12 protein-coding genes and 2 pseudogenes are annotated in these 21164 nt (G+C 62.8%); 3 read left to right on the top strand and 11 right to left on the bottom strand.

What is annotated here, in order from left to right:
- The first annotated feature begins 3 nt into the window (after window positions 1-3).
- Window positions 4-1119 (top strand): glycosyltransferase family 4 protein, encoded by a 1116-nt coding sequence (locus K7W42_RS02810; RefSeq protein WP_224572059.1) that lies wholly within the window; start codon window positions 4-6, stop codon window positions 1117-1119.
- A 210-nt stretch (window positions 1120-1329) separates the two neighbouring features.
- On the opposite strand, the gene K7W42_RS02805 is transcribed toward K7W42_RS02810, so the two are convergent.
- The 9 genes and pseudogenes from K7W42_RS02805 to K7W42_RS02765 all read right to left on the bottom strand — a co-directional run bounded on the left by K7W42_RS02805 (window position 1330) and on the right by K7W42_RS02765 (window position 14510).
- Window positions 1330-3315 (bottom strand): right-handed parallel beta-helix repeat-containing protein, encoded by a 1986-nt coding sequence (locus K7W42_RS02805; protein ID WP_224572058.1) that lies wholly within the window; start codon window positions 3313-3315, stop codon window positions 1330-1332.
- An 801-nt stretch (window positions 3316-4116) separates the two neighbouring features.
- Window positions 4117-4647, bottom strand: a complete 531-nt coding sequence (locus K7W42_RS02800; protein WP_369411307.1) for an IS630 family transposase — start codon at window positions 4645-4647, stop codon at window positions 4117-4119.
- Window positions 4648-4693: 46 nt separating this feature from the next.
- The gene (locus K7W42_RS02795) at window positions 4694-5059 is read right to left on the bottom strand and encodes an IS630 transposase-related protein (protein ID WP_224572055.1); all 366 of its coding nucleotides are present in this window, start codon (window positions 5057-5059) and stop codon (window positions 4694-4696) included.
- Between the two features lie 233 nt (window positions 5060-5292).
- Window positions 5293-8022 (bottom strand): ATP-binding protein, encoded by a 2730-nt coding sequence (locus K7W42_RS02790; RefSeq protein ID WP_224572053.1) that lies wholly within the window; start codon window positions 8020-8022, stop codon window positions 5293-5295.
- A gap of 547 nt (window positions 8023-8569) precedes the next feature.
- Window positions 8570-9535 carry a hypothetical protein gene (locus K7W42_RS02785; RefSeq protein ID WP_224572051.1) on the bottom strand — a complete coding sequence of 322 codons (966 nt, stop codon included), beginning with the start codon at window positions 9533-9535 and terminating at the stop codon, window positions 8570-8572.
- Between the two features lie 259 nt (window positions 9536-9794).
- Window positions 9795-10988, bottom strand: coding sequence for an acyltransferase family protein (locus K7W42_RS02780; protein ID WP_224572049.1), 1194 nt, complete (start codon window positions 10986-10988; stop codon window positions 9795-9797).
- Window positions 10989-11493: 505 nt separating this feature from the next.
- Window positions 11494-12720: pseudogene (locus tag K7W42_RS02775) on the bottom strand (Tn3 family transposase).
- A gap of 23 nt (window positions 12721-12743) precedes the next feature.
- The gene (locus K7W42_RS02770; RefSeq protein ID WP_224572046.1) at window positions 12744-13877 is read right to left on the bottom strand and encodes a hypothetical protein; all 1134 of its coding nucleotides are present in this window, start codon (window positions 13875-13877) and stop codon (window positions 12744-12746) included.
- Between the two features lie 60 nt (window positions 13878-13937).
- Window positions 13938-14510 (bottom strand): DUF4158 domain-containing protein, encoded by a 573-nt coding sequence (locus tag K7W42_RS02765; protein ID WP_224572044.1) that lies wholly within the window; start codon window positions 14508-14510, stop codon window positions 13938-13940.
- 121 nt (window positions 14511-14631) lie between these two features.
- Between K7W42_RS02765 and K7W42_RS02760 the strand changes: the two are divergent.
- Window positions 14632-15476 (top strand): annotated as a pseudogene (locus K7W42_RS02760) (tyrosine-type recombinase/integrase).
- A gap of 88 nt (window positions 15477-15564) precedes the next feature.
- Here the strand turns inward: K7W42_RS02760 and K7W42_RS02755 are convergent.
- On the bottom strand, window positions 15565-16593 hold the full coding sequence (locus K7W42_RS02755; protein ID WP_224572041.1) for a chemotaxis protein CheB: 1029 nt from the start codon (window positions 16591-16593) through the stop codon (window positions 15565-15567).
- Window positions 16590-17927, bottom strand: coding sequence for a sensor histidine kinase (locus K7W42_RS02750; protein WP_224572038.1), 1338 nt, complete (start codon window positions 17925-17927; stop codon window positions 16590-16592). Before K7W42_RS02750 ends, K7W42_RS02755 begins: the two co-directional genes overlap by 4 nt.
- Window positions 17928-18089: 162 nt before the next feature.
- Here K7W42_RS02750 and K7W42_RS02745 point away from each other — a divergent pair, with 162 nt between their 5' ends.
- Window positions 18090-21164 carry a CheR family methyltransferase gene (locus K7W42_RS02745; RefSeq protein ID WP_224572036.1) on the top strand — a complete coding sequence of 1025 codons (3075 nt, stop codon included), beginning with the start codon at window positions 18090-18092 and terminating at the stop codon, window positions 21162-21164.

Here is a 21164-nt window from a genome sequence, read left to right as displayed (position 1 = left end):
GCCATGTACCGACTTATTGGTATTGATACAGAAGGCGCCGCTGACTTCCGAACGGCCCGTGGCCGCAACCTCTCGGTGTACCGCGCGCTGGATAGTCACGCGCAGATTGTTGACCGTTTCACGCCGGCCCTGACGAGCTGGTCACAGTATGCCAACTACGCCCTGAGTTTCCGGCCACACCCCCGTCACTGGAAAGGCGTGGCCAACCTCAACCCCCGCACCTTCCGGGCGCAGAGCGCGCTGGCCCTGCGGCGCCTGAAGGCCCAGCGCCCTGACTTTGATGTCGCGCTCCAGATTTTTGGCATGTTCTCGGTGGCGGGCCACGGGTTTCCTGTGGCGCTGTACCTCGACAACACCATGGCGCTGACCCTGCAGCACTATCCGCAGTGGAATCCCATGAGCCGCCGCGAACGGCAGGACTGGCTGCTGCTGGAACAGGACGCCTATCACGCGGCCGACCTGCTGTTCACCATGTCAGAGGCGGTCCGGCAGTCCGTGATTGACGACTACGGCGTGCCGGCGCAGAAGGTGGTCGCTGTGGGCGCCGGCGCCAATTTCACGCTCGACGAGGTGGGCAAGCAGGAGTACGGTCAGCAGACGGCCCTGTTCGTGGCCTACGAATTCGGGCGCAATGGCGGCGACACCCTGCTTGAAGCGTGGCGCCTGGTCCGTCAGCAGTTGCCTGAAGCGAAGCTGCAAATCGTGGGCCCCAGGCAGCGGGTGGTGCCGCCGGGCACTCCAGGGGTGGAGTGGTTTGGGCCTGTCAAAGACCGGGGCCAGCTGCGTCAGCTCTTCCAGGACGCGACGCTGTTTGTCCTGCCCAGCATCTTCAATCCGTTTCCGCACGTGCTGCGCGAGGCCATGGCCATGAGCCTTCCCTGCGTCAGCACCGCCCACGCCGCCATTCCCGAAATCGTGACGGACGGCCTGAACGGCTCGCTGGTGCCGGTGGGCGACCCGGACGCCCTGGCCCAGACGCTGTTTGCCCTGCTGTCCCAGCCGGCCCTGGCCCGGCGCTACGGCCAGGCTGGCCGGGACACCGTCGCTCAGGCCATGTCCTGGGCACAGGTCGGGGAGGCCATGACCCCTGGCCTGGCGGCGCTGGCCGCCCGTTCCTGATGTGTCTTCACTTCGGGCGGAGGAACTAGGCAGAGAGCAGGTCTCGGGTCCGGCAGGAAGACACCTGTTCTAGTCCTGTATGTTCGGAAAGCCATTAGTCAGAGGTCCTACCTCGTCTATAGCAAAGCCGCCGCTCCTTTTCGGAAACGGCGGCCTCGTTATGAACGGGGTCTGGACTTCGTTGCTGGATGCAGGCAGATGAAGGCCGTCTTACTGGCAGGTGCTGGCGACGCCGCTGCCAGAGTTGCCGCTACAGGTGTTGCCGCTGCCCGCCACGATGACCGCCTTGGACACCGAGCTGAACGAGTTGGTCGTGAAGGTGTTGTTGTTGTTCCCGCCGTTGGCGGCGTAGATGCCCGTCCCCATGCTGCTGAAGGTGTTGCCGCTGAATGTGGTGCCGGACACCCCCCGGTCGAACATCACGCCGACCGACCCGGCAGAGGAGAAGGTGTTGCCCGTAAATTTATTGCCGGTGGCGTTCTGGTTAAAGATGACGCTGTGCTGGGCGCTGCCCTGGAAGGTATTGCCCGAGACGGTGTTGTTGTTGCCCATCAGGCGCAGGCCGACGTAGGAGTTGCTGGCCTTGTTGTTGGTGACCACGATGTCGCGGGGCACTGGGCCGCTGCCGTGGGCCTGCAGGCGGATGGCGTCTTCGTAGCCGTACGGAGGCTGCTTGCCGCCAGCATTGGCCCCGAAGGTCCCGTAAGTGGTGTTGCCACTCACGCGCCCTCCAATCACACTGCTGATTTGCAGTGCGGTCGAGCCGTACACGTCGGCGCCCGAGAACCCGCGCACGGTGTTGTTCTCAATGACACCGTTCGACACCTGGCTCACGCCCTTCTCGGGCAGCGGCATGATCTTGATGCCGTCGCGGGCAAAGCCCTCCACCGTATTGCCCCGGAAGGTCACGTTCGAGGTGCCTTCGGTCTTCATAGCGGTGTTGCCAAATCCTGCCGAGAGGTTACCTTCAATTAGGTAGGTGTCACCCAGCTGCCCCAGCAGGCCAATGCCCGCCGTCAGGTTGGAAGAGCCGTGACCCGTCACGCGGTTGCCGCGCCAGGTCTGCTGCGTTGAGGCCGACCCGAAGACCCCGTGAAACTTCACCTGCGAGACGATGTTGTTGCTGACCGTGGTGCGGGTGGCGTTTTCCACGCCTACGCCGCAGCCGCCTAACTGGCTGATGGTGTTGCTGTCCACCACGGCGCCGCTGCCGCCGCTGACGCGGATGCCGTCCACCCAGCCGGTGCCCTCGCCGGCGCCGATGACCGTAAACCCGCTGACCTTTGTGGCTGTGGTGTTTACCAGATGCAGCAGTGCGGTGCCGCTGAAGCCGCCCCTGGCCTTGATGGTCGCGCCCTGACCCACAACGCTGATGTTGTTGGTGCCGTTAAAGGTCACCGCCTTGCTGACCAGATAGGTGCCAGCCGGGAAGCTCAGGGACTTGCCGCTGCTGGCGGCTTTTTGCAGCGCAGCGGTGTCGTCGGTCACGCCGTCACCCTTGGCGCCGTAAGTTTTCACGTCCACTGCGCCACTTGGCGTGGCGATGGGGGCCGGGGTGGGCGCCGGAACGGGAGTGGGTGCCGGTGCAGGCCCTTCGGCGTTGGGCGACGCTGGTGCCAGGGTCAGGTAGTCAATGTAGGCGTTGCGGTCTTGGCCGCCGCCGCTCAGGTCGTTGATAAACACCGTGCTGATGACGTCGCCTGCCTTGAGAGTCAGTTGCCCCAGGGCGGTGCCCGCGTAGGCCAGGCTGGTCACTTCCACACGCTTGACTTCGCTGCCGTTAACCCGCACGCTCAGCATCACGTTGCCCTGGTAGGCGGTCTGACGGGCCTGCAACGTGCCTGTAAAGATTCCAGCGGCCGGCGCACTGAAGGTCGCCGCGTTCCCGTTGCCCAGCAGCACCACAGTCTGCTGACCTTCGGCGTTGGCATCGTACTGCGTGCGCGCGCCTCCGGTGACTCCAGGCTGCACCTTGTTGCTCACGGCCGCTGCCTGCAGGGTCGCATCATCCGTCTCGGCAGTGTCTACGGTTGCATTCGTTTCTGCGGCCACCTCGGCGGCCTGACTCTGGTCAGCCGATGCGGTGGGCACAGAAGGAACTGGGGTGGTCGAGCCACACGCGGCCAGCAGCAGGGTGGCGCTCAGGGCGAGCAGGCGGATGGCAGGCAGGCGGGAAGCGGAAGCAGTGTAAGTCACAGAGATCTCCAGTGCGTCAGACAGCGCAAACATGTAGAGCTACATGTCAGAAAAGTGAGTGAGGGGGATGTGCGGCTTGCAGGGGCAAACCGCCGGTAACCTGACTGACCTGGTGTCTGTGCAGCCGGTCAGTTAAGCCTCCGAGAGCTTAGGGTCCTCCCGAAAAAGTCGTAATAAAGAATTTCACGTGATCCGTTTCTGACGTAACTGAAGGTCTGGCAAAATGCAGTGTGGGACTGCGTGGAGGCCTGTCTAGATAACATGGGTTCTATTGGATAACTGTTGATCAGAGGTGCTTCCAATGCCCCTTTTTTTGTGGTAAAGCCATGAGATTTCCCTGTTAAAGATGTGTTTAAGCAGCGCAGAGATGGGATTTGGCAGCTGCAAGGCCTAGAAATAAACAGCACACAGGGTTCTAAGGTCTCTGTATATAGGGAGGTTGCTCCCTCTTTGGCCCTGAGCCGCTGAAGGGTCGGCGCACTCTGATGGAGGGACGCCGACGTTTCAGCCGAGTGCCTTCGGCATGCCTCGCAGAAGAGGTAGACGGATTCCAAGCGTGACCTGAGCAAATTGCTGTTGTGTAGGAAGCACAGACGCAAGTCGTGTGAAGTCAGGCGGCTTTTGCTCTGGGTCCACACACAACCGCTTGGGCACTGCGCACAGGCTCTCTACCACTGGTCAGTCCAACGTGATCCTCAGTGGTGTTGACTGGAGCAGGACCGGAGTCAACCACCCACTCTGAGGGGCCAGTGACGATCACGGGACTGTGCTGAACACCTGCCGACAGAGGCCTCATAGCGATCACCGGAAGAGTTGAAGGGAGAGGACGTGTTGAAACCAGCCCTGGGCGTCAGAGGGGGTCACAGCGTCGAGGGCGAGGCGCAGAGCCTCAAGAACACCGTCCCGGGTCCTGGCGGCCAGGGCCCGCAGCGCCGCTTTGAGTTTGGAGAACATGGACTCAATGGGGTTGAGGTCTGGGGAGTACGGCGGCAGGTAAACCAGCAGGGCTCCGGCGGCTTCGACCAGTTCCCGGACCTCGGGGCGCAGGTGCGCCCCAAGATTGTCCAAGACGACCAGCTGTCCAGGACGCAGCACTGGGACGAGCACCTCTCGCACGTAGGTGACGAAGACGTGGCCGTTCACCCCGCCTTCAACTACCAGCGGGGCGGTCGGTCCAGCGAGGGTCAGGGCACACAACAGCGTGAGGATCTTCCCGCGGTTGCGCGGCACGGTGTCGGTGGCCCGTTGTCCCCGGGGACAACGGGCATGGGTGCGGGTCATATTCGTCTGAAAGCCGCTTTCGTTCAGATACAGCAAGTCGCTGGGCAGCACCTCGGCAAGATCAGCGACGAACTGCGCCCGCCATGCCTCATCGCGCTCACTGGCGGCCAGTGTCTTTTTTTCTCGTCAGTCTCAAGGTCTTGAACCGGCGAACCAGCGTGCTGGGCGACACTGCCGAATGGCCCTCACCCCACAAGGCCGCATGTTCGGCCAGCGTCAGGTCCGGGTACGCCCGGACCTGCGCCCGCAAGTCCTCGTGCTCTCCAGGTGGCAGGACACTCGGTGAGCGTCCTGGTCGAGGACGGGCGTGTAACCCCTGTCCCAATCGCTCCAGTCGCAGATAGCGCTCCACACTCGCCACACTCACACTGAACTGTCGGGCGGCTTGCGGCTGACTCATGCCCTGCTGTACGGCCCACACAATGCGCTCCCGTAAGTCCACGCTGTACGCTCGCCCTCGCATACTCCACCCTACACCCTCAATTCATCTGGCCACCGCTGTCAGTGTCCAATCCAGGTCGGGCTATCTGCTGGCCGCCAGGCCGCACTTAGGCAAAGTCGCGCTGCGGGGCACAGACGAAACAGCTTCCTCTGGCCTCTCCTCCAATTTCTGAGCCATTGAAGAAGGCGGCCATCTCCAGGCTCGTCGGACTACCGCCCCTTAGCCATCGCAGCGCAAGTCCACAGCCCCTGCCCTTAAGGCCCCTTCGGCAGCGTGAAGCCAAACGTTGCTCCTGCGTCCACGCGGCCTTCCGCCCAGACCTGCCCCCCGTGCCGCGTCACGATGCGCTTGATGGTCGCCAGCCCCACGCCCGTGCCTGCAAATTGATCCTGGGTGTGCAGGCGCTGGAACACCCCGAACAATTTCCCGGCATATTCCTGATCGAAGCCGACGCCCGTGTCCTGCACGAACACGGCCCATGCCTGCGGCTGTTCCTCAGCCCAGACCCGGATCTGGAGGGGCCGCGTCAGGGCCGCGAACTTCACGGCATTGCTCAGCAGATTGGTCAGCACCTGTTGCAGCGCGGCCGTGTCGGCCCGTACGGCGGGCAACGGCTCAATCTGCCAGTCCACCGGCTGCTCTGGGAATTCCAGCATGGCGTCTTGCTGCGCCTGCTGCACCAGCGTCTGAAGCGGCACGGGACGGAACAGCAGTTCCACCCGGCCAGCGCGGGACAGGGCCAGCATGGCGTCAATCATCTCGGTCATGCGGTCGGCCGCCTGCGACACTATGCCCAGGTGGCGCTGGGCCTTCTCGGTCTGGCCCTGCGTAAAGGTCTTCATGGCCAGCTCGGTAAAGCCCTTGACATGCCGCACCGGCGTGCGCAGGTCGTGGGACACGCTGTAGGTAAAGGCGTGGAGTTCTTCATTGGCAATCTGCAACTCGGTATTGGCCTGCTCCAGCGCCTCGATACTCTGCGCGCGTTCCAGCACCAGCCCCAGGCTGTAGATGGCCGTTTCCAGCACCGCCCTGTCCATCGGGGTCCAGACGCGCTGGTCAAACAGGCCAATCGCCAGCATCCCAATCGGCTGGCCGTGCAGCACCACCCGGAAGGCTGTGGCCGCATTCACATGCCGAATCATGTCAATGGGTGTATCGGCCCCTTGCGCGTAGTTGTCCTGGTAGTTGGGAATGCCAGTCAGCCAGGTGGAATGAAGGGCCGGAGCGTCCAGCGGCAGGCCGTAGTCATCAACCAGTTGCTGCAATTCGGGGTTGCCGATGTCGCCCACCTGCGACTTCAGTTCCCAGTGGTCGCTCGCCTGCTCCCAGTACAGGGCGTACCCTGGCGTCAGCAAAGAGAGCATGATCTCCTGGGCCCGGCGTACCAGGGCGTAGCGATTGGCTTCCCCCGCCAGGTCACGGGACATGACGGCGAACGCTTCGAGCGCTTCGCTGCGCTTCTCGGCGGCGTCGCGCTGTTCCTGCACCTGCCGCGCGACCGAAAGGCGGTCGTGAAGCAGCGTGAAGCTCCGGCCGAGGGCCAGCACCAGTTCACGTTGGGCGTCGGTCCAGGGGGCCTGCGTGGGCAGTCCCAGGCTCAGCAGCGCGGTGATGTTGCCACCTTGCACGACGGGATAGGCCGCTGCAGAGTAGTGGGCGGCGGTGTGGGCGGCCCCCTGCTCCTCTTCTTGCCAGCCGTCCAGAAAAACTGGCTGCCGCGTAGCGGTCATCTGAACCAGAATGGGGGTGTCTGCCGGCAGGCCACGCTGCAAGACCGTGAGCAGGTCCGGGGCGATGTCTGGGGTCCAGGCCAACGGCATCCAGGCCGCGCCTGCCCGCTCGTAAAAGAGGGCCGTAACGTCAGGAAGAATGACATGCAGCGTGGTCATGGCCAGGTGACCGAGTTCTTCAACGGTCTGGGTGCGGCCAGCCGCCTCGGTAAACGTGACAAATGCCCGTGAAGCGGCCTGTTCAGCCCGCAGCGCGGCCCGTTGCCGTTCCAGTTCGGTGGTGCGCTCGCTGAGTTGCTGGGACTGAACATGCAGGGTGGTGATGTCCCGCTGGGCGACCACGGCTCCGTTGGGGCGGCCGTCAGGCGTGAAGAGCGGCTGCCCATTGGCGACGACGTACCGGGGCGGGTGGTCAGGCCGGCAGATGGCGAATTCGACGTTCTGGACCTCTTCGCCCTGCCAGGCCCGGTAAAGCGGCACCTCGGCCAGGGTCAGGGGCCGGGAACAGTCCGCTAGGTAGAGGTTGTACTGGGAGGCCCACTGCTCGGGGTCAATCGGCTCGGCGTCCTGCCCATGCATCTCGGCGGCCAGGCCCGCAAAACGGACGAGGCGGCCCTGCGCATCGCACACGATGATGGCCTCACCCAGGCTGTTCAGCGTGGTGCTGAGAAAGGCCCGGTCCGCTTCAAGTTCCTGTGTGCGGGCCTGAAGTTGACGCCGGGCGCCCTCGCCGTCAAGGCGCTCCAGCAAGGTGGCCCGGTCCAGACCCAGCGCAGTCTGCGCGGCAATGGTACTCAGAAAGCGCTGCTCGTCGGCGGTGAACTGATGCGGTTCCCTGAAATCCAGAAGAAGAACACCCAGCACCTGCTCATCCAGCGAAAGAGGCAGGATGGCGGTCGCGGCAGCGGGCAGCCCGCCCGTCTGGTCTTCAAGGTGCGGATAGGCGTTCTTGAGGTCACCGGGATGCTCGAAGTACAGGGCCTGTCGCTGGATGATGGCGTCGCCAACTGGGGTGCCCGGGGTGAGTGGGCCGTCCTGCCAGAGGGTGCGGGCGGCCAGTCCCTGCGCGGCCCGCACCGTCAACTCCTGGGTCTTAGAATCAAGCAGAAGAACGGCGCCTGACATGGCCCCCAGCGCTGTGATCGTGGGGTTCAGAGCGGCTTCCAGAACAGCCGTCTGGGTGCGGGCCGCCGCCAGGGTTTCGGTGAGGTGCTGCAGGATGCGGGGCGTGGTGTCGGCAAAGGCCTCACTCATATCGCCAGCAGTATAGATCCAGCGCGTGCTGGCGCTGGTTTTGATGAGGGAAAAGGGTGTGGATGGCCGGAGAGACTGGGGTGGGCAGTGTCAACAAGAAGGCCGCGGCCAGAGGCCCCACTGAATCCTGGGTTGAACCGAAAAGAACGCAAGGTCTGGTGATGCGCTGCCGAAGAGCACTGCTCCTCATCTGCGTGAAAAGTTCTTGCTGCTAATGGAGAGGCTCGGAAACCCTGATCCAAAAAATGTGTGGTTCACCAGCCCTCAATGTCAGCAGCTTGCCGTGCCACTGAAGCAGCGCTCCACGGCGAGCCCGGAGCCGCCAGGGCCTTCTTTCGATGGCGATTCAAAGCTCAAGACGTTCAGAGGGCAGCTGTGCCTCTAGCCTCGGGATTCTGATGGCACCTTCCCCACAGGTGATGAGCAGCAGAGCAACCTCCGAAGCCAGGAATGAGCGCAAAGGGATCTTGAACTGACCTTGCCTGTGCCCCCGCGCCGGTCTCATCAGCGCCTGTACCACGCTACAGCACCCGCTCTGTTGTTCGCTTCAATTCCTTGGAGTTAGTGGCGTAACCGCCTGCTCGGTCATGGCCTGAAGCCAGTTGACGGGCAGGGGGTCATTCAGGATGACTTCCAGCTGCGCGGGCGTGGCGGAGGCGGTGCTGAGAATCACGGTGGGGATCTTCTGGGGCACCTGCACCAGGTCGGCGGCCGACTCCGGCACCTTGGAGACACTCGGCTGTGGCGTGGGCCGGGGCGCCGCAGCGGCGGCTGGTCTTGCCTGCACCGGGGGTGGGGCGGGCACTGGGGACACAGGGCTGCGGAGCTGCTGGGTCAGGTTGGCAATCACCTGTGGGTCAGACGGCGCATTTTGCAGGGCCAGCAGGGTGCGCGCGGGGACGGTTCTGCCGACAGTGGCCATCATCCGCGCCACGTCGGTTGTCCCAGTGGGCCGTTCCAGCACCGCCTCGGGAATGATGAACCCGGCCACGCGGGTCAGGCGCAGGATGACGGTCCTGGCCTCGCCAGTCATGGGCTTGGCCAGCGGAGTGTTGGGGGTGGCGGCCCGGACGCCCGCCTGGTTGACGTGAACAGCCGTTTTGGGGCGTGGCTCAGGGCGGGGCGTGCTGACCTTCACCCGGTCTGGTGACCGGTCCACCGCCCCCGAAGACACCAGCAGGGATACGCCAGGCGCGGACACACTGGCTGTGGTGTCCTGTGCGGTGTCGAGCTCTGGTGGCAAGGCCAGCAGCTGCGCGCGCAGTTCGGCCATCCCAGCCAGAGGTGGGCGCTGAACCGACGACAGTTTCTGAAATCCAATGAGTGCCCCAAGACCACCAAGACAGACCGTCAGCACAATTAGGCCGTCCGACAGGCCCCGCGCCAGGCCCGGCCGCACCGCCAGGCTATTGAGCAGCCGGGTCAGTGGGGAAGAGGGCAGAGCCGCCAGCGGCGGCGCGAGGTCTGGAAGCTGGGCTGAACCCAGTGAAGAGGGACTGACGTCGTGTTCCATGGTTGGCACCTTTAACAGCTGGCCCTGATGAGCGAGAAGCCTGGCAGGCAGTCAATCTCTGTTTCTTTAAGGTACGGCCTGCGCTGGTCTGGGTGAGCTGGTCAACGGTCATTCACTGCACCGACCAGACGCCGGGGGGTAGGGCTAGAGAGAATTAGGCCACCAAATCTGGGAAGCGCTAGAGCCTCTTCTGCCTCGTCCAGGGCTCTTTCTCGCAGCCCGCTGCGGTTGATGTATGAACAGAACAGCGGTGACCTCCTTAATTAGAGGCAGGCGGAACCACTGACCGCCGGGCGCCCCGTCGGCTCCACTGAATAGCCGGCTGTTCAACGGCGGAGTAAGCGAGGGTACACACAGGAAAAATCAGGATCAGCGCCAGCAGCAGCAACGGCACCAGGGCGAGGTGACGGCCCAGGCCGAACACCACCGCCAGCAGGATGACGCCGTGGTACAGGTACAGGCTGTAGGAGATGCGGCCCAGAAACTGCGGCGCGGGGTGCTGGGACAGCTGAATGACCCGTTGTGAGTGCGAAAACAGCAGCACCAGCATGAAGGCGCCGGGCAGGATCAGCAGATCCCCGATGCGGGACGCGATACCAAAGTGAACCATGAGCAGGTGGCCGTAGGTATAGCAGGCCAGCCCTCCAGCAATCAGCAGCAGTTTGCGCCAGATGGACAGGGCGCCGTACCAGCGGCCCAGAGTGGCGCTGCGCCGGGCCATCAGGGCGCCAGCAGCGAAGAAGATCAGGTAATGCAGAGAGTCGAGGTAAGGGGTGAGTAGGTACGCCAGCGCTGGTGACGTGTGGGCCAGGATGAGGGCCAGAACGTTGGCAAGGACGCTGAGGCACAGGCAGCCCGCCAGCACCCCGGCAGGTTTAAACCGCAGTACTGCAGCGTACAGCAGAGGGAAGATCAGGCTGATCTGCATTTCCTGCACCAGAGACCACAGCACGAAGTTGTACGGCTCGGTGTCTGGATTGCCAATCACCAGGACGTGGTGCAGCAAGGTGATGAAGTCCGGCGGCCGTTGCCACACGCTGTTGACCCAGCTGCCAAAGCCTGGGGCGTGGTGACCCCCAAGCAGCCCAACCAGCACCACACTGATCAGCACCGCCACGAGGTACGGCGGATACAGGCGCAGCAGCCGGCGCCGAACATAAACTGTGTACGGCATGGCCCGGCCACTGAGCATCAGGTACAGCACAAACCCGCTGAGGATAAAAAACACCAGTACGGATTCGGACCCGGCAAAAAAGACAAACAGGGGGGTCAGGCGAAGCGTTTGCAACGCTGTCTGTAGTCCTTGCTGATGAGAATCCAGACTTTGCTGTGCAATCAGTGAGAGATGAAAGAACACCACCGCTAAAGCGGCCAGGCCCCGGAGGGCATCAAGGGACGCAATATGGCGTGTGGGTGCGGCGCTGCCGTGTGATACCTGAAGGAGACGAGACATAAGATCACTCCTTAAAGTGGGGCTGCTGTGCCCTCATCTTGCCTCATAAATTCAGTTTTGTGGACATAGGATGAATGGCGACCGGTTGCTCAGGAGGGTCGTCTGCGACGATGAGAACAGGGAGTAGTGAGGGCGCCAAGGCATAGGGTTTGACTCTGGGAGTCCGCCGAATAGATGGGGAATAGCATCACCCACCAGCTGCTCATTAACCCCGTTCAGATATGGGGAGATAGGCTTTATAGGTCTGCACATCCCAGAGCTACAAAGGGTTTTATCCTGTGTTCTCCCAGTCAAAAGCGCTGCATTCACGAGCTTGGCTCGGGCTTCTGCGGACGTTGACGGCAAGGCTTCAGTACTTGGCTGCTCTCTACGAGCTCACACAGTCAGGTCTGCGCTCAGCCTGTCCGGGCCATGTGCCTTGTGAGGCTTGACGCGAGAAGTGGAACAGGAATCGGCGTTTAGACCCTGCACTTGACTGATTTTCCTCTTCTCACAGGGCATTTCCTCAATCAATTTGTGCGAGATACGCTTCGAGCGAGTCTGGATCACGCAGGCACCGGAGTTTGCCCCCAGCCACCTCCTCAGGCAGGGTGAAATCGTATCTACCGAGCATCTGAGCATGCTCGTGGAGCAGGGGGGACAGCCGCGCCACGTCGCCTTCGTCCTCAATCTTCCCTTTGCGTTGCAGCTCTGTCAGCGCCGCCTCTATATACCGGGTGTTCCACAATACGATGGCGTTCACTACCAGCCCCAGGGCCCCTAGCTGATCTTCCATGCCTTCGGGGTACTTGTGGCGAATCTCGCCCTTGCGTCCATGGAACACCGCCCGCGCCACGCTATGGCGCAGTTCACCCCGGTTCAGTTGCCGCAGAATCCGCTGCCGATACGCCTCATTATCCACGTATTGCAGCAGATACAGGGTCTTTTCAATCCGGCCCAACTCGGCCACAGCCTTCCCCAAGCCGGATAGACCGCCTCCCCGTCGCAAGGTGCGCATCACGCTTGTCGCTCCTATCTTGCCCAGCTTGAGTGATCCTGCGAGCCGTAACATGTCTTCCCAGTGCGTAGCGATCAACCGCTCATTCAGGCGGTGGCGGCCCAAGTCGTTGAGTGCCCCATAATCCGCTTCCCGGTCCAGTCGCCAGAAGCGCTGATCCGGCAGCTCGGCGAGCCGGGGACTGAACTTGTAGCCAAGCAGGGCGAACAGTCCGAACACGACGTCGCTGTACCCATGGTATCGGCCATGATTTCTCGAGGATCAAGGCGGGTCTGCTGTTCCAGCAGGCCCGCCAAAATGTACAAACCATCGCTCAAGGTGCCTGGTACGACGATACCGTGGAAGCCCGTGAATTGGTCACTGGTGAAGTTGTAGTACGTGACGCCACGCTGCGCGCCGAAGTACTTCCGATTCCAGCCCGCGTGAACCGTGCGAACCGGCACCACAAACCGTAGCCCGTCGGCGGACGCGACCTCCCCACATCTGGGCCAGGGGCGGATCCAGTTGCGCGTTCACCAGACGGGCATTCGCGGCCACCAGGGTATCCGCCCGCACATAGTTCTGCTGTACCCAGGAGAGCCGGGACAGGGTGAGGGCAGAAATCTCTGGCCGGGCCACGGCTTTCAGACCGATGTTGTACGCCTGAGCGAGTAAGACCGCGCAGATGGTCAGCGGGAAATCGAAATCACGGGCGGTCACGCGACCGTCGGCCACGTGGGTGAATGCATCAGCCATCCCAGTGAGCCGGTGAATTTCTATCAGCAGTTCGGCCAGATCGACGGTCGGTAGGCGGGCGGCCACCGCCGCCCGCAACCGTTTAGGCTCGCGGTATCTTCCAGCGGGTCACTGGTGGTCAGGGTCAAACGCGTATGCCCATCCTGGGTGGTGAGCTGCAACGACTCGTTGCCTGGGAGGCCCTGCGCCACGGCGCGGTAAGCTATATCTAATTCGGCACGCAGACGTTCTAATTCAGGCCCCGGTTCAGCCGAGCGGTTCAGAGCTCGCACCACATCGTCTCTGGCGGTCAGCCAGGCGTCCCCTTGAAGGAGCTCAGCCCGTGGGTCAGCATGGGCCACGCTCAAGGTGACGAAGACCTCACGGCGCCTGAGGGCGTGCTGAAGCCGTTCGAGTACACAGAGTGTGTAGGCCTGATGATTCACCTCACCGGACCTGGGAAAGACGCGTCTTTCCCAGGTTCGTGTCACCACCATGCGTGGTGCATCTGCCCAACGAGGTTTGGGCCGACCGCCCTGTTCTATGCGACCCAGAAAGGCCCAGGCATCCAGCAGGGGTTTGGCGCTGGGTGTCCCTTCAAATGTGATGCTGTGGAGCATTCGGGGAAGGAATTTGCGCACCGTGGTGTAGGAGCCCAGCAGGGCTTCTGGTGCCGGATCGTCATCCTCACTGGCCAGAAGCGCCACTGTGGCCATGGCGTCCTGAACATCCAGCTCACTCACGCAGGTCCGTACCGCCTCACGAATGCCCTGTGCAGGAATCTCCGAATCCATCACGATGCTGGCGACCGCCCTCAGGAGGAGCGCCGCATGATCGAGGTCGCGCAGGGTTCGCAACCGATCGACTTTGCGGCGGGCCTCGCCGGTGGTAGCTAGCTTGCCCATGAGTGCGTCGAAGACCGCCAGGGCGTCATCGGTGGCGGTTCGTTCCAGATGCTGAAGAAACACCAGCAGCGTCGCCTGACGACGCTCTGCGGCCATCCGGGCAATCACCTGCACTCGCACCGTCTGGGCGTGCCTCACCAGAACGCCTTTGCGTGCATCCGGCACGTCGGCGAGGTCAACGCTGGCGATGTCAAGCGCGCGAACCTGTTCGATTCGCGCTAGCGCATCTGAGAGTGCCGGTGCAGACACCCGGGTGGGCGGCGTGCGGAGCACCTCGAGTGGGGTATGCCGCTGTCCCTCTTGGAGGGTCAGCAGGTCTTCGAGCGTGGCGATCTAGTGGTCTGTCAGCCGCTGACTCAGTCCCTCAAAGGTACGAACGGCGTGCCGTTCGCGCACCCGAGCGATCAAACGGGCCAGCACCGTGACGCCGGGCAGAATGATTCTGTGCTTTTCCAAGTAAGCGGTGGCCCCGTCAAACAGCTCAATGGGGCGTGGGTTCCCCAACGCCAGCTGGGCGAACAGCCAGCGGATGAGACGAACCGCCTGAAACCCATTGAAGGTCTGGTAGGCCAGATAGTCACGAATGAGGCGCTGATGTTCTCCACGGGTCTCCTCGCGGCGACCGTATTTGCTGAACACTTTGACGGGCAATCGGAGTTGCTGGGCCACGTGCTTGACCGCGACGAGCGGCACTCGAAGAGGATCGGTCAGGAAGGTGCCCAGAAACCGCAAGGTGCAGAGTTGTACCTCAAAGCCCAGCGTGTTGTGCTTGCGGCGGCGCTGGGCAACCAAAGCGTGATCCTGCTCGCTGAGGGTGAAGTACTGGGCCAGTTGCTCTGGTGTCGGATTACCATCAAACTGGCCGTAACGGGCGGCCTGCTCATCGGTCAGGAATTCAACGGGCATGGCAGCCTGCGGGAATTTCCCTTATCACAGCATTTCCTAATCCAGTCCTCGATGAACAGCCAGTCCAAGCTCCCCAGGTCATGCACCTCGTTCTACACTTATCGCGGGAATCGAAATCGACATGGATATTGCTACCCTTCAGGACCAAAGCCAGCGCTTCCTCAGCGAGCTGACCCGCAGCCCGAACACGGTCCGCGCTTACCGCGCGGACCTCATTCACCTGATTGCTTGGTTACAGGAACAGGGTCTGGATGGAGAACAGCTTGGTCGGTACTTCGCGGCCCATCCGCAGTGGGCCCCGGCCACCCGGAGCCGCAAGCAGACCACCTTCGAGCGTTTCTGCCGCTGGGCCTTGCAGCGTGACCTGCTGGACCGGGACCCCACCCTGCACCTGGAACGTCAACGCCTCCCGCCTCTACATCCGCGAGGCCTGCGACGCGCCGAGGTTGAACGCATCTTCGCCGCCATTCCTTCAGAGCAGACCCGGGACGCCCTGCTGTTCCGGTTGGTCTTCGAGACGGGCCTGCGGATCGGGGAGGCGCTCAACATCCACCTGGAGGACCTCGATCTGACCAGGGGGGACGAACACCTGACGGTGCTGGGCAAAGGTGGACGGAAAAGGACGGTGCTGCTGGACGACCCCAAGCTGGTGAACGCGTTGCGGCGCACCCTGCGGACGCTGGCCACGGATTGCTGTTTCAGGCAACGAAGAATGGGCGCGGCGGACCGCTGCGGTATCAGAGCGTGCAAAGCCGCTGGCAGGGGTATACGGCGCGTGCAGGCGTGACCTGCACGCTGCACCAACTACGTCACAGCCACGCCACCGAATTGATGAACGGCAGGGTCAGCTTGGCGACCATCCGGAAGCGGCTGGGCCATCAGCATATCCAGACCACGCTGCGCTACGCCGAAGTGAACGACACTACCGCAGACGTGGAAGTCCGGCAATGGAGGCGACGCCAGTAACAGATGATCAAGCAACAGGGGTGGCCGCCTGGATAGCCGTGGTCCACCAACAGGTCCCCCACTTGGCCAAAGGTTCACGCTCAGACCCTTACGCTAGAGGTTCCTGCCGCAGGGCGACGCGGCGCAGCAAGCGCATGCGTTCCGTGGCTTCCTGGGTCTCCTGATGCAAGTGGTCGGCTTCATCGGGCTGCCCGGCCTCCCGGAGGTGTTTGCCTAGGTGTGCCAGCAGCATTACCTGCTCATCGAGCGCGCGTACGGTGGACCACATCGAGTCCTCCACCATCTGACGTACCCCGGAGATCAACGTGCCGGAGGTAAAGGCATGCCCGGTGTGGCAGCGAAAGCGGGTGAGGCGACCTTCCTTGATCTGCATCATCACCCCGTGGCACTCCGGACAGGTAAAGGGCGAGAGCGGACCATGATTCAAGATGCCCGCCTCAAAGGAAGCCTCCTCGCCCGCGATGCCCAGTTCAAGGCCCAGACGCCTGCGTTCCGTTTGATCCACGCTGACTTTCACCTCTCTGGTGCCCAGGGTGTCCGCCCAGGCAACGAGTCGGGAAGCGATCTCATGCACGGGCAGGATGTCGTCCACCTCAACCTGCCGCACGGCACTGAGCGGCATGTCCTGATACTGGGCTTCCTCCGGGCGCTGGACGATGGCCGTTCCGCCGAACTGCTTGATCGCCCAGAGGCCGGATGTTCCGTCGTCCTGCATACCGGACAGGATGAGGCCCGCTGCGCGCGGTCCAAAGCTGTAGGCCGCCGAGCGAAACAGCACGTCGATGCTCGGCCGGGAGCGGTTCTCGCGCGGCCCACGTGAGAGTTGAAGGGTGGTGTGCCGGGCCAGCAGGTGATGGTCTGGAGGCGCAACGTAGATGTGCCCCCCCTGCAACTGCTCGCCGTCCTCGGCGGCCTTTGCGGGCAGAGGTCCTGCCCGATTCAACAATTCGGGCAGGACACTCGGCTGATCTGGAGGAATGTGCACGACCACCAAAAGGGCCGCCGGAAAGTCATTCGGCAACCCTCCCGCCAGGTCCAACAGGCCACCCAGTGCCCCAGCGGAGCCGCCGATGACCACCAATGGCGGCCCGGTCACGCTTTCGGAGCGGCCATTCACGCCAGGTCCTCCCTCTGGGGAGTTCGGGGCAGACTCACCCAGAAGGTGGCTCCCTCGCCCACCTTACCCTCCGCCCAGGTACGCCCGCCGTGCCGGTGAACCACCCGCCGGACCAGCGCCAGCCCCACGCCACTGCCCTCGAACTCCCCCTGGCGGTGGAGCCGCTGAAACACGGCGAACAGCCGGTCTTTCTGACGCATGTTAAACCCCACTCCGTTGTCACGCACGCCGAGAATGAACTCGCGCTCGTTCTCACGGGCAAACACGCTGATGCGGGCAGGGGCGCGGCCTCGCGTGAATTTGAGGGCGTTGCCCAGCAGGTTCGCAAACACGAGCTGCAAGGCGAGGCTGTTGCCGTGCACGGTGGGCAGCGCGTCGACTGTCAGCTGCACATCACGGCCTTCCAAGTCCGCCGCAAAGTCCCTGCGGACCTCCTGCATCACGGAGTCGAGCTTGACCTCCTGAAAGCGTAGGCGTCCCTGCCCCGTACGGAAAAAGGTCAACAGCGTGCTGAGTTGCTGCTCCATACGGTCCACCGAATGCTCGACGTGCTGCGCGTAACGTTCCTGCTCCGCTCCCAGAGGCTGGTACTGTTCCACGAGCAGACCTATAAAGCTGCGGATGTGCCGCAGGGGCGTTTGCAGGTCGTGGGTCACGGCGTACACGAACGTCTCTAACTCCCCGTTAAGTTCCAGAACCCGCTGAGTTCGCTGCTTGACCCGCTCCTCCAGTGACGCGTTGAGCCGTAGCACCTCGTCCTGGGCCTGGCGCTGCGGCGTGATGTCGGTAACAGTCAGGCGGGCGTGCGGGCCGCGCTCCCCAGAACGCTGCACCGCCTCGCCCTCAATCTGGGCTGCGAAGCGGGTGCCGGCCGCACTAACCAGCCAGAGTTCGGCGGTCCGGGGCCCGGAGTGCTCCATCATCCGCCGCAGGAATAGTGTAAAGGTGCTGATGCTCGCCGGGTCGAGGAACGCAGAGAACCGCCGGTTCAGTAGCCGGGCCCGCTCCACGCCCAGCATCCGGCACAGCGTGAGATTCACGCGCTGAACGCTGCCCGCCCCGTCGAGCGTCAAGTAGCCAACAGGGGCATGATCGAACAGCTCCTGATACTCCTGTCGGGCCTCCTCCAGCTCGGCATTGGTCCGGACGAGTTCGTCGTTTTGGAGACGCAGTTCGATCTGATGGACCTGCAACTCCTGGCGCTCCTGCTGAAGTTCCCGCAGTAATTGCTCCGGATCATTGGGCACGGAAGGCAACGTGACGGGCGGCTGCGTCTGAAGTTCACGTTCCGCCTGTTCACGCAGGTCGTCGGTACCTTCGGGTTCTCTGCTCACGTTGACACCTGATTGAGTTCGGCCCGGCCTGCTGGTTCGGGGGGGTGTCGTGGCAGTTTGTCACATCCAACCTGGTTTTTGATGCAAATAGTCGGGAGAATGAAACCAAACGGCGTGGGTTCAAACGTCAGCATATCCCAGTCCTTAAGACTGTAGATCAGCGTGGACTTCACTTCGTCCTCAGTTTCCCGGGACCGCGCTCACCCGAGGGCACTGCGAAAAGCCTATGGTTTCGAGGATTCGATCATGTCAGATGAACGTCCAGTCACCACCGCACCTACACTCCTGCCAACCGAGCCAGTGGGTACTCTGACCACGCGGCCTACCATTATCGTGGGCATCGGCGGGTCAGCGGGGGCACTCGACGGCTACGAGCGCTTCTTCCTCAGCCTCCCACAGGGAAGCGGCATGGCGTTCGTGGTGGTGCCTCATCTCGACCCGCACCACCAAGGCTTGATGCCCGATATTCTGCAACGCTGTACGTCCATGCCCATTGTTCTCATTGAGGACGGTTTGGCGGCCCAGCCTGATCAGGTATACGTGCTTCCACCCGGCCACAGCCTCACCATTATGAACGGCATCTTGCTTCTCGACGACCTCGAGCTGGCGAAGGGCAAGGTCATCGACCATTTTCTAGAGTCGCTCGCCGCCGACCAGGGCGAGCGTGGCGTCGGCATCATCCTATCGGGGATGGGCCGTGACGGGACGCGCGGCGTGCAGGCCATCCGGGAACACTTCGGCCTGGTGCTGGTGCAAGACCCCCAGACAGCGGAGTATCCCAGCATGCCGCGCAGCGCTGCCGAAACGCAGCTCGCCAACGACGTGCTCCCCGCTGAGGAACTGGCTCCCAGGCTCTATACCTTCGTGACCCAGAAGGCGGCGTTACGCACGGAAGACGTGTCAAACGAGGGCGGCCAGCCGGGTGCGCCGCTTCAAAAGATCCTGCGCCTCGTGCGGGTCCGCACTGGCCATGACTTCACCCGCTACAAGCGCAGCACGCTGGTGCGGCGCATTGACCGCCGGATGAAAAGCCACCGTCTGGAGGACATCACCGCGTACCTGAGACTTCTTCAGGACTCCCCAGAAGAGATTCAGGCATTGTTTCAGGACTTCACCATCAACGTCACGAGCTTTTTCCGCGACGTCGAAGCCTTTGACGAACTCAAGGAGCATTTGCGGGACTACATCCCGGCCCACAAGCAGGAGATGGACAATGTCCGGGTGTGGGTGGCAGGCTGTTCAACCGGCGAGGAGGCGTACTCGGTTGCCATCGTGCTGCACGAACTGATGGAGGAACTGAAGGACGAGAGGGCCTTCAAGGTGCAGGTCTTCGCCACAGATATCGACCCGGAAGCCATTGAAAAGGCCCGTACTGCGCTCTACCCCCGCGAGATCGAGTACGTCGTCTCGCCAGCGCGACTGCAGCGCGCCTTTCACAAGCAAGACGGCGGGTATCAGGTGCGCCCGGAAATCCGGAATCTGGTGACGTTCGCCATTCACAACACCTTCGGGGATCCCCCTTTTACGCGGCTGGACCTGTTGTGTTGCCGCAACATGCTGATCTACCTGTCATCCGAGTTGCAGGCCGAGATCATGTCGGTGTTTCACTTTGCTCTCCGCTCGGGGGGCCTGCTGTTCCTGGGGGCGAGCGAGACGGTCGGTCGGGACCGGGATCACTTCAGCCCCCTGAACCTGCGCTGGAAAATCCACCAGCGTGGCGACGGCGTGTCCGCCGCGTTGCCAGTCGGTCAGGTGTTCAGCACCAACAGTCTGGTTCCTTCTCCTCCCCGAAGCGTGGCGCCGCCGCGTCCCGCTCGAACGGAAAATGTGGCGCAACTCGCGCAGGGTCTGCTGCTCGCCCAGCACGTGCCGCCGGCCGTCATGGTGGGAGAGTCGGGCGAGATCCTATTTGTCCACGGCCCCACCGCCCGTTACCTGGAACTGCCGGCGGGAACGGTGCTGACCAACGTCTTCGAGATGGCGCGCGGAAACCTGCGCTACGAACTCCCCGCCGCCGTGCGGCAGGCCATTTCGGAACGCCGGGAGGTGGTGCGGGCGGGCGTCCCCGTTGAGGTGGAGGGATTGCTCCGTACGGTGGACCTCACGGTACGTCCGGTGCCGGGACTCATGCCCGGCCTCCTGCTGATTGAGTTTCAGGAGCGGCCGGAGGGAGGGGCGGTGCCGACCCCACCAGACCAGGCCGACCCAATGCTGACCTTACAACGTGAGCTTCAGTACAGTAAGGAAACGTTGCAGGCCACTGTTGAAGAGATGGGCGTGTCCATGGAGGAACTCCGGAGCGCCAACGAGGAACTTCAGACGACCAACGAGGAGCTTCAGAGCACCAACGAGGAACTCACCACCTCCAAGGAAGAGCTTCAGTCCCTCAACGAGGAACTCACCACCATTAACGCGGAGCACCACCGCGTGATTCACGACCTCGCCCAGGCCAACGACGACCTGAAGAACCTGCTCGACAGCGCAGGCATCGCCACGGTGTTCCTGGACAACGCCCTCAAGATCAAGCGCTTCACCCCGCAGATCTCGCAGGTCATCAACCTGATGCCGGTGGATGTGGGACGGCCTATCAGCGACATCAGCGTCAACTTGCAGTATGAATTCCTCGCGCGCGACATTGCCCGGGTGCTGGACACCCTGGAGGTCTTCGAGGCGCAGGTCCAGACGCGGGACGGATTGTGGTACCTGATGCGGATCACCCCCTACCGTACTTCAGACAACTTCATCGACGGCGTGGTGGTGGCGTTTACCAACATCCACCTCGTCAAGTCTCTGGAGCAGCAGGTTCAGGACACGGCTGCCTACGCCGAGCAGGTCCTGAACAGCCTCCACGATCCCCTGCTGATTCTGGATAACGACTTGCGGGTTCTGACCGCTAACCGCGCCCTGCTGAGCCTGTTGCATGCCAGTTGGGCGCAAGTCAAGGGTGAGCGCGTATATAACCTGGGCAACTTCGCGCTGGATACGCCGGAGCTGATCGGCCTGCTGCACGACGTCGTCGCCACAGAAGAAGGGGTCGTGGACCGGGTCATCGACCTCCAGTTGCCCCATCTAGGCAGGCGCAGGATGAAGGTTGAGGTGGAACCCATCGTGAGCGATGACCGGGCAGGTGTCCTGCTGTTGCTCAAGCTCGAAGACGTGACGGCCTTGCTCCGCCGTGCGGCAGTGGAAGGCGAGGATCTCACCGGAGACGCGCAGGAACCTGGGAGTGATTCTTGA

The sequence above is a fragment of the Deinococcus betulae genome (assembly GCF_020166395.1).
Classification (GTDB): Bacteria; Deinococcota; Deinococci; order Deinococcales; family Deinococcaceae; genus Deinococcus; species Deinococcus betulae.
This window is presented reverse-complemented; position numbering and strand designations above follow the sequence as displayed.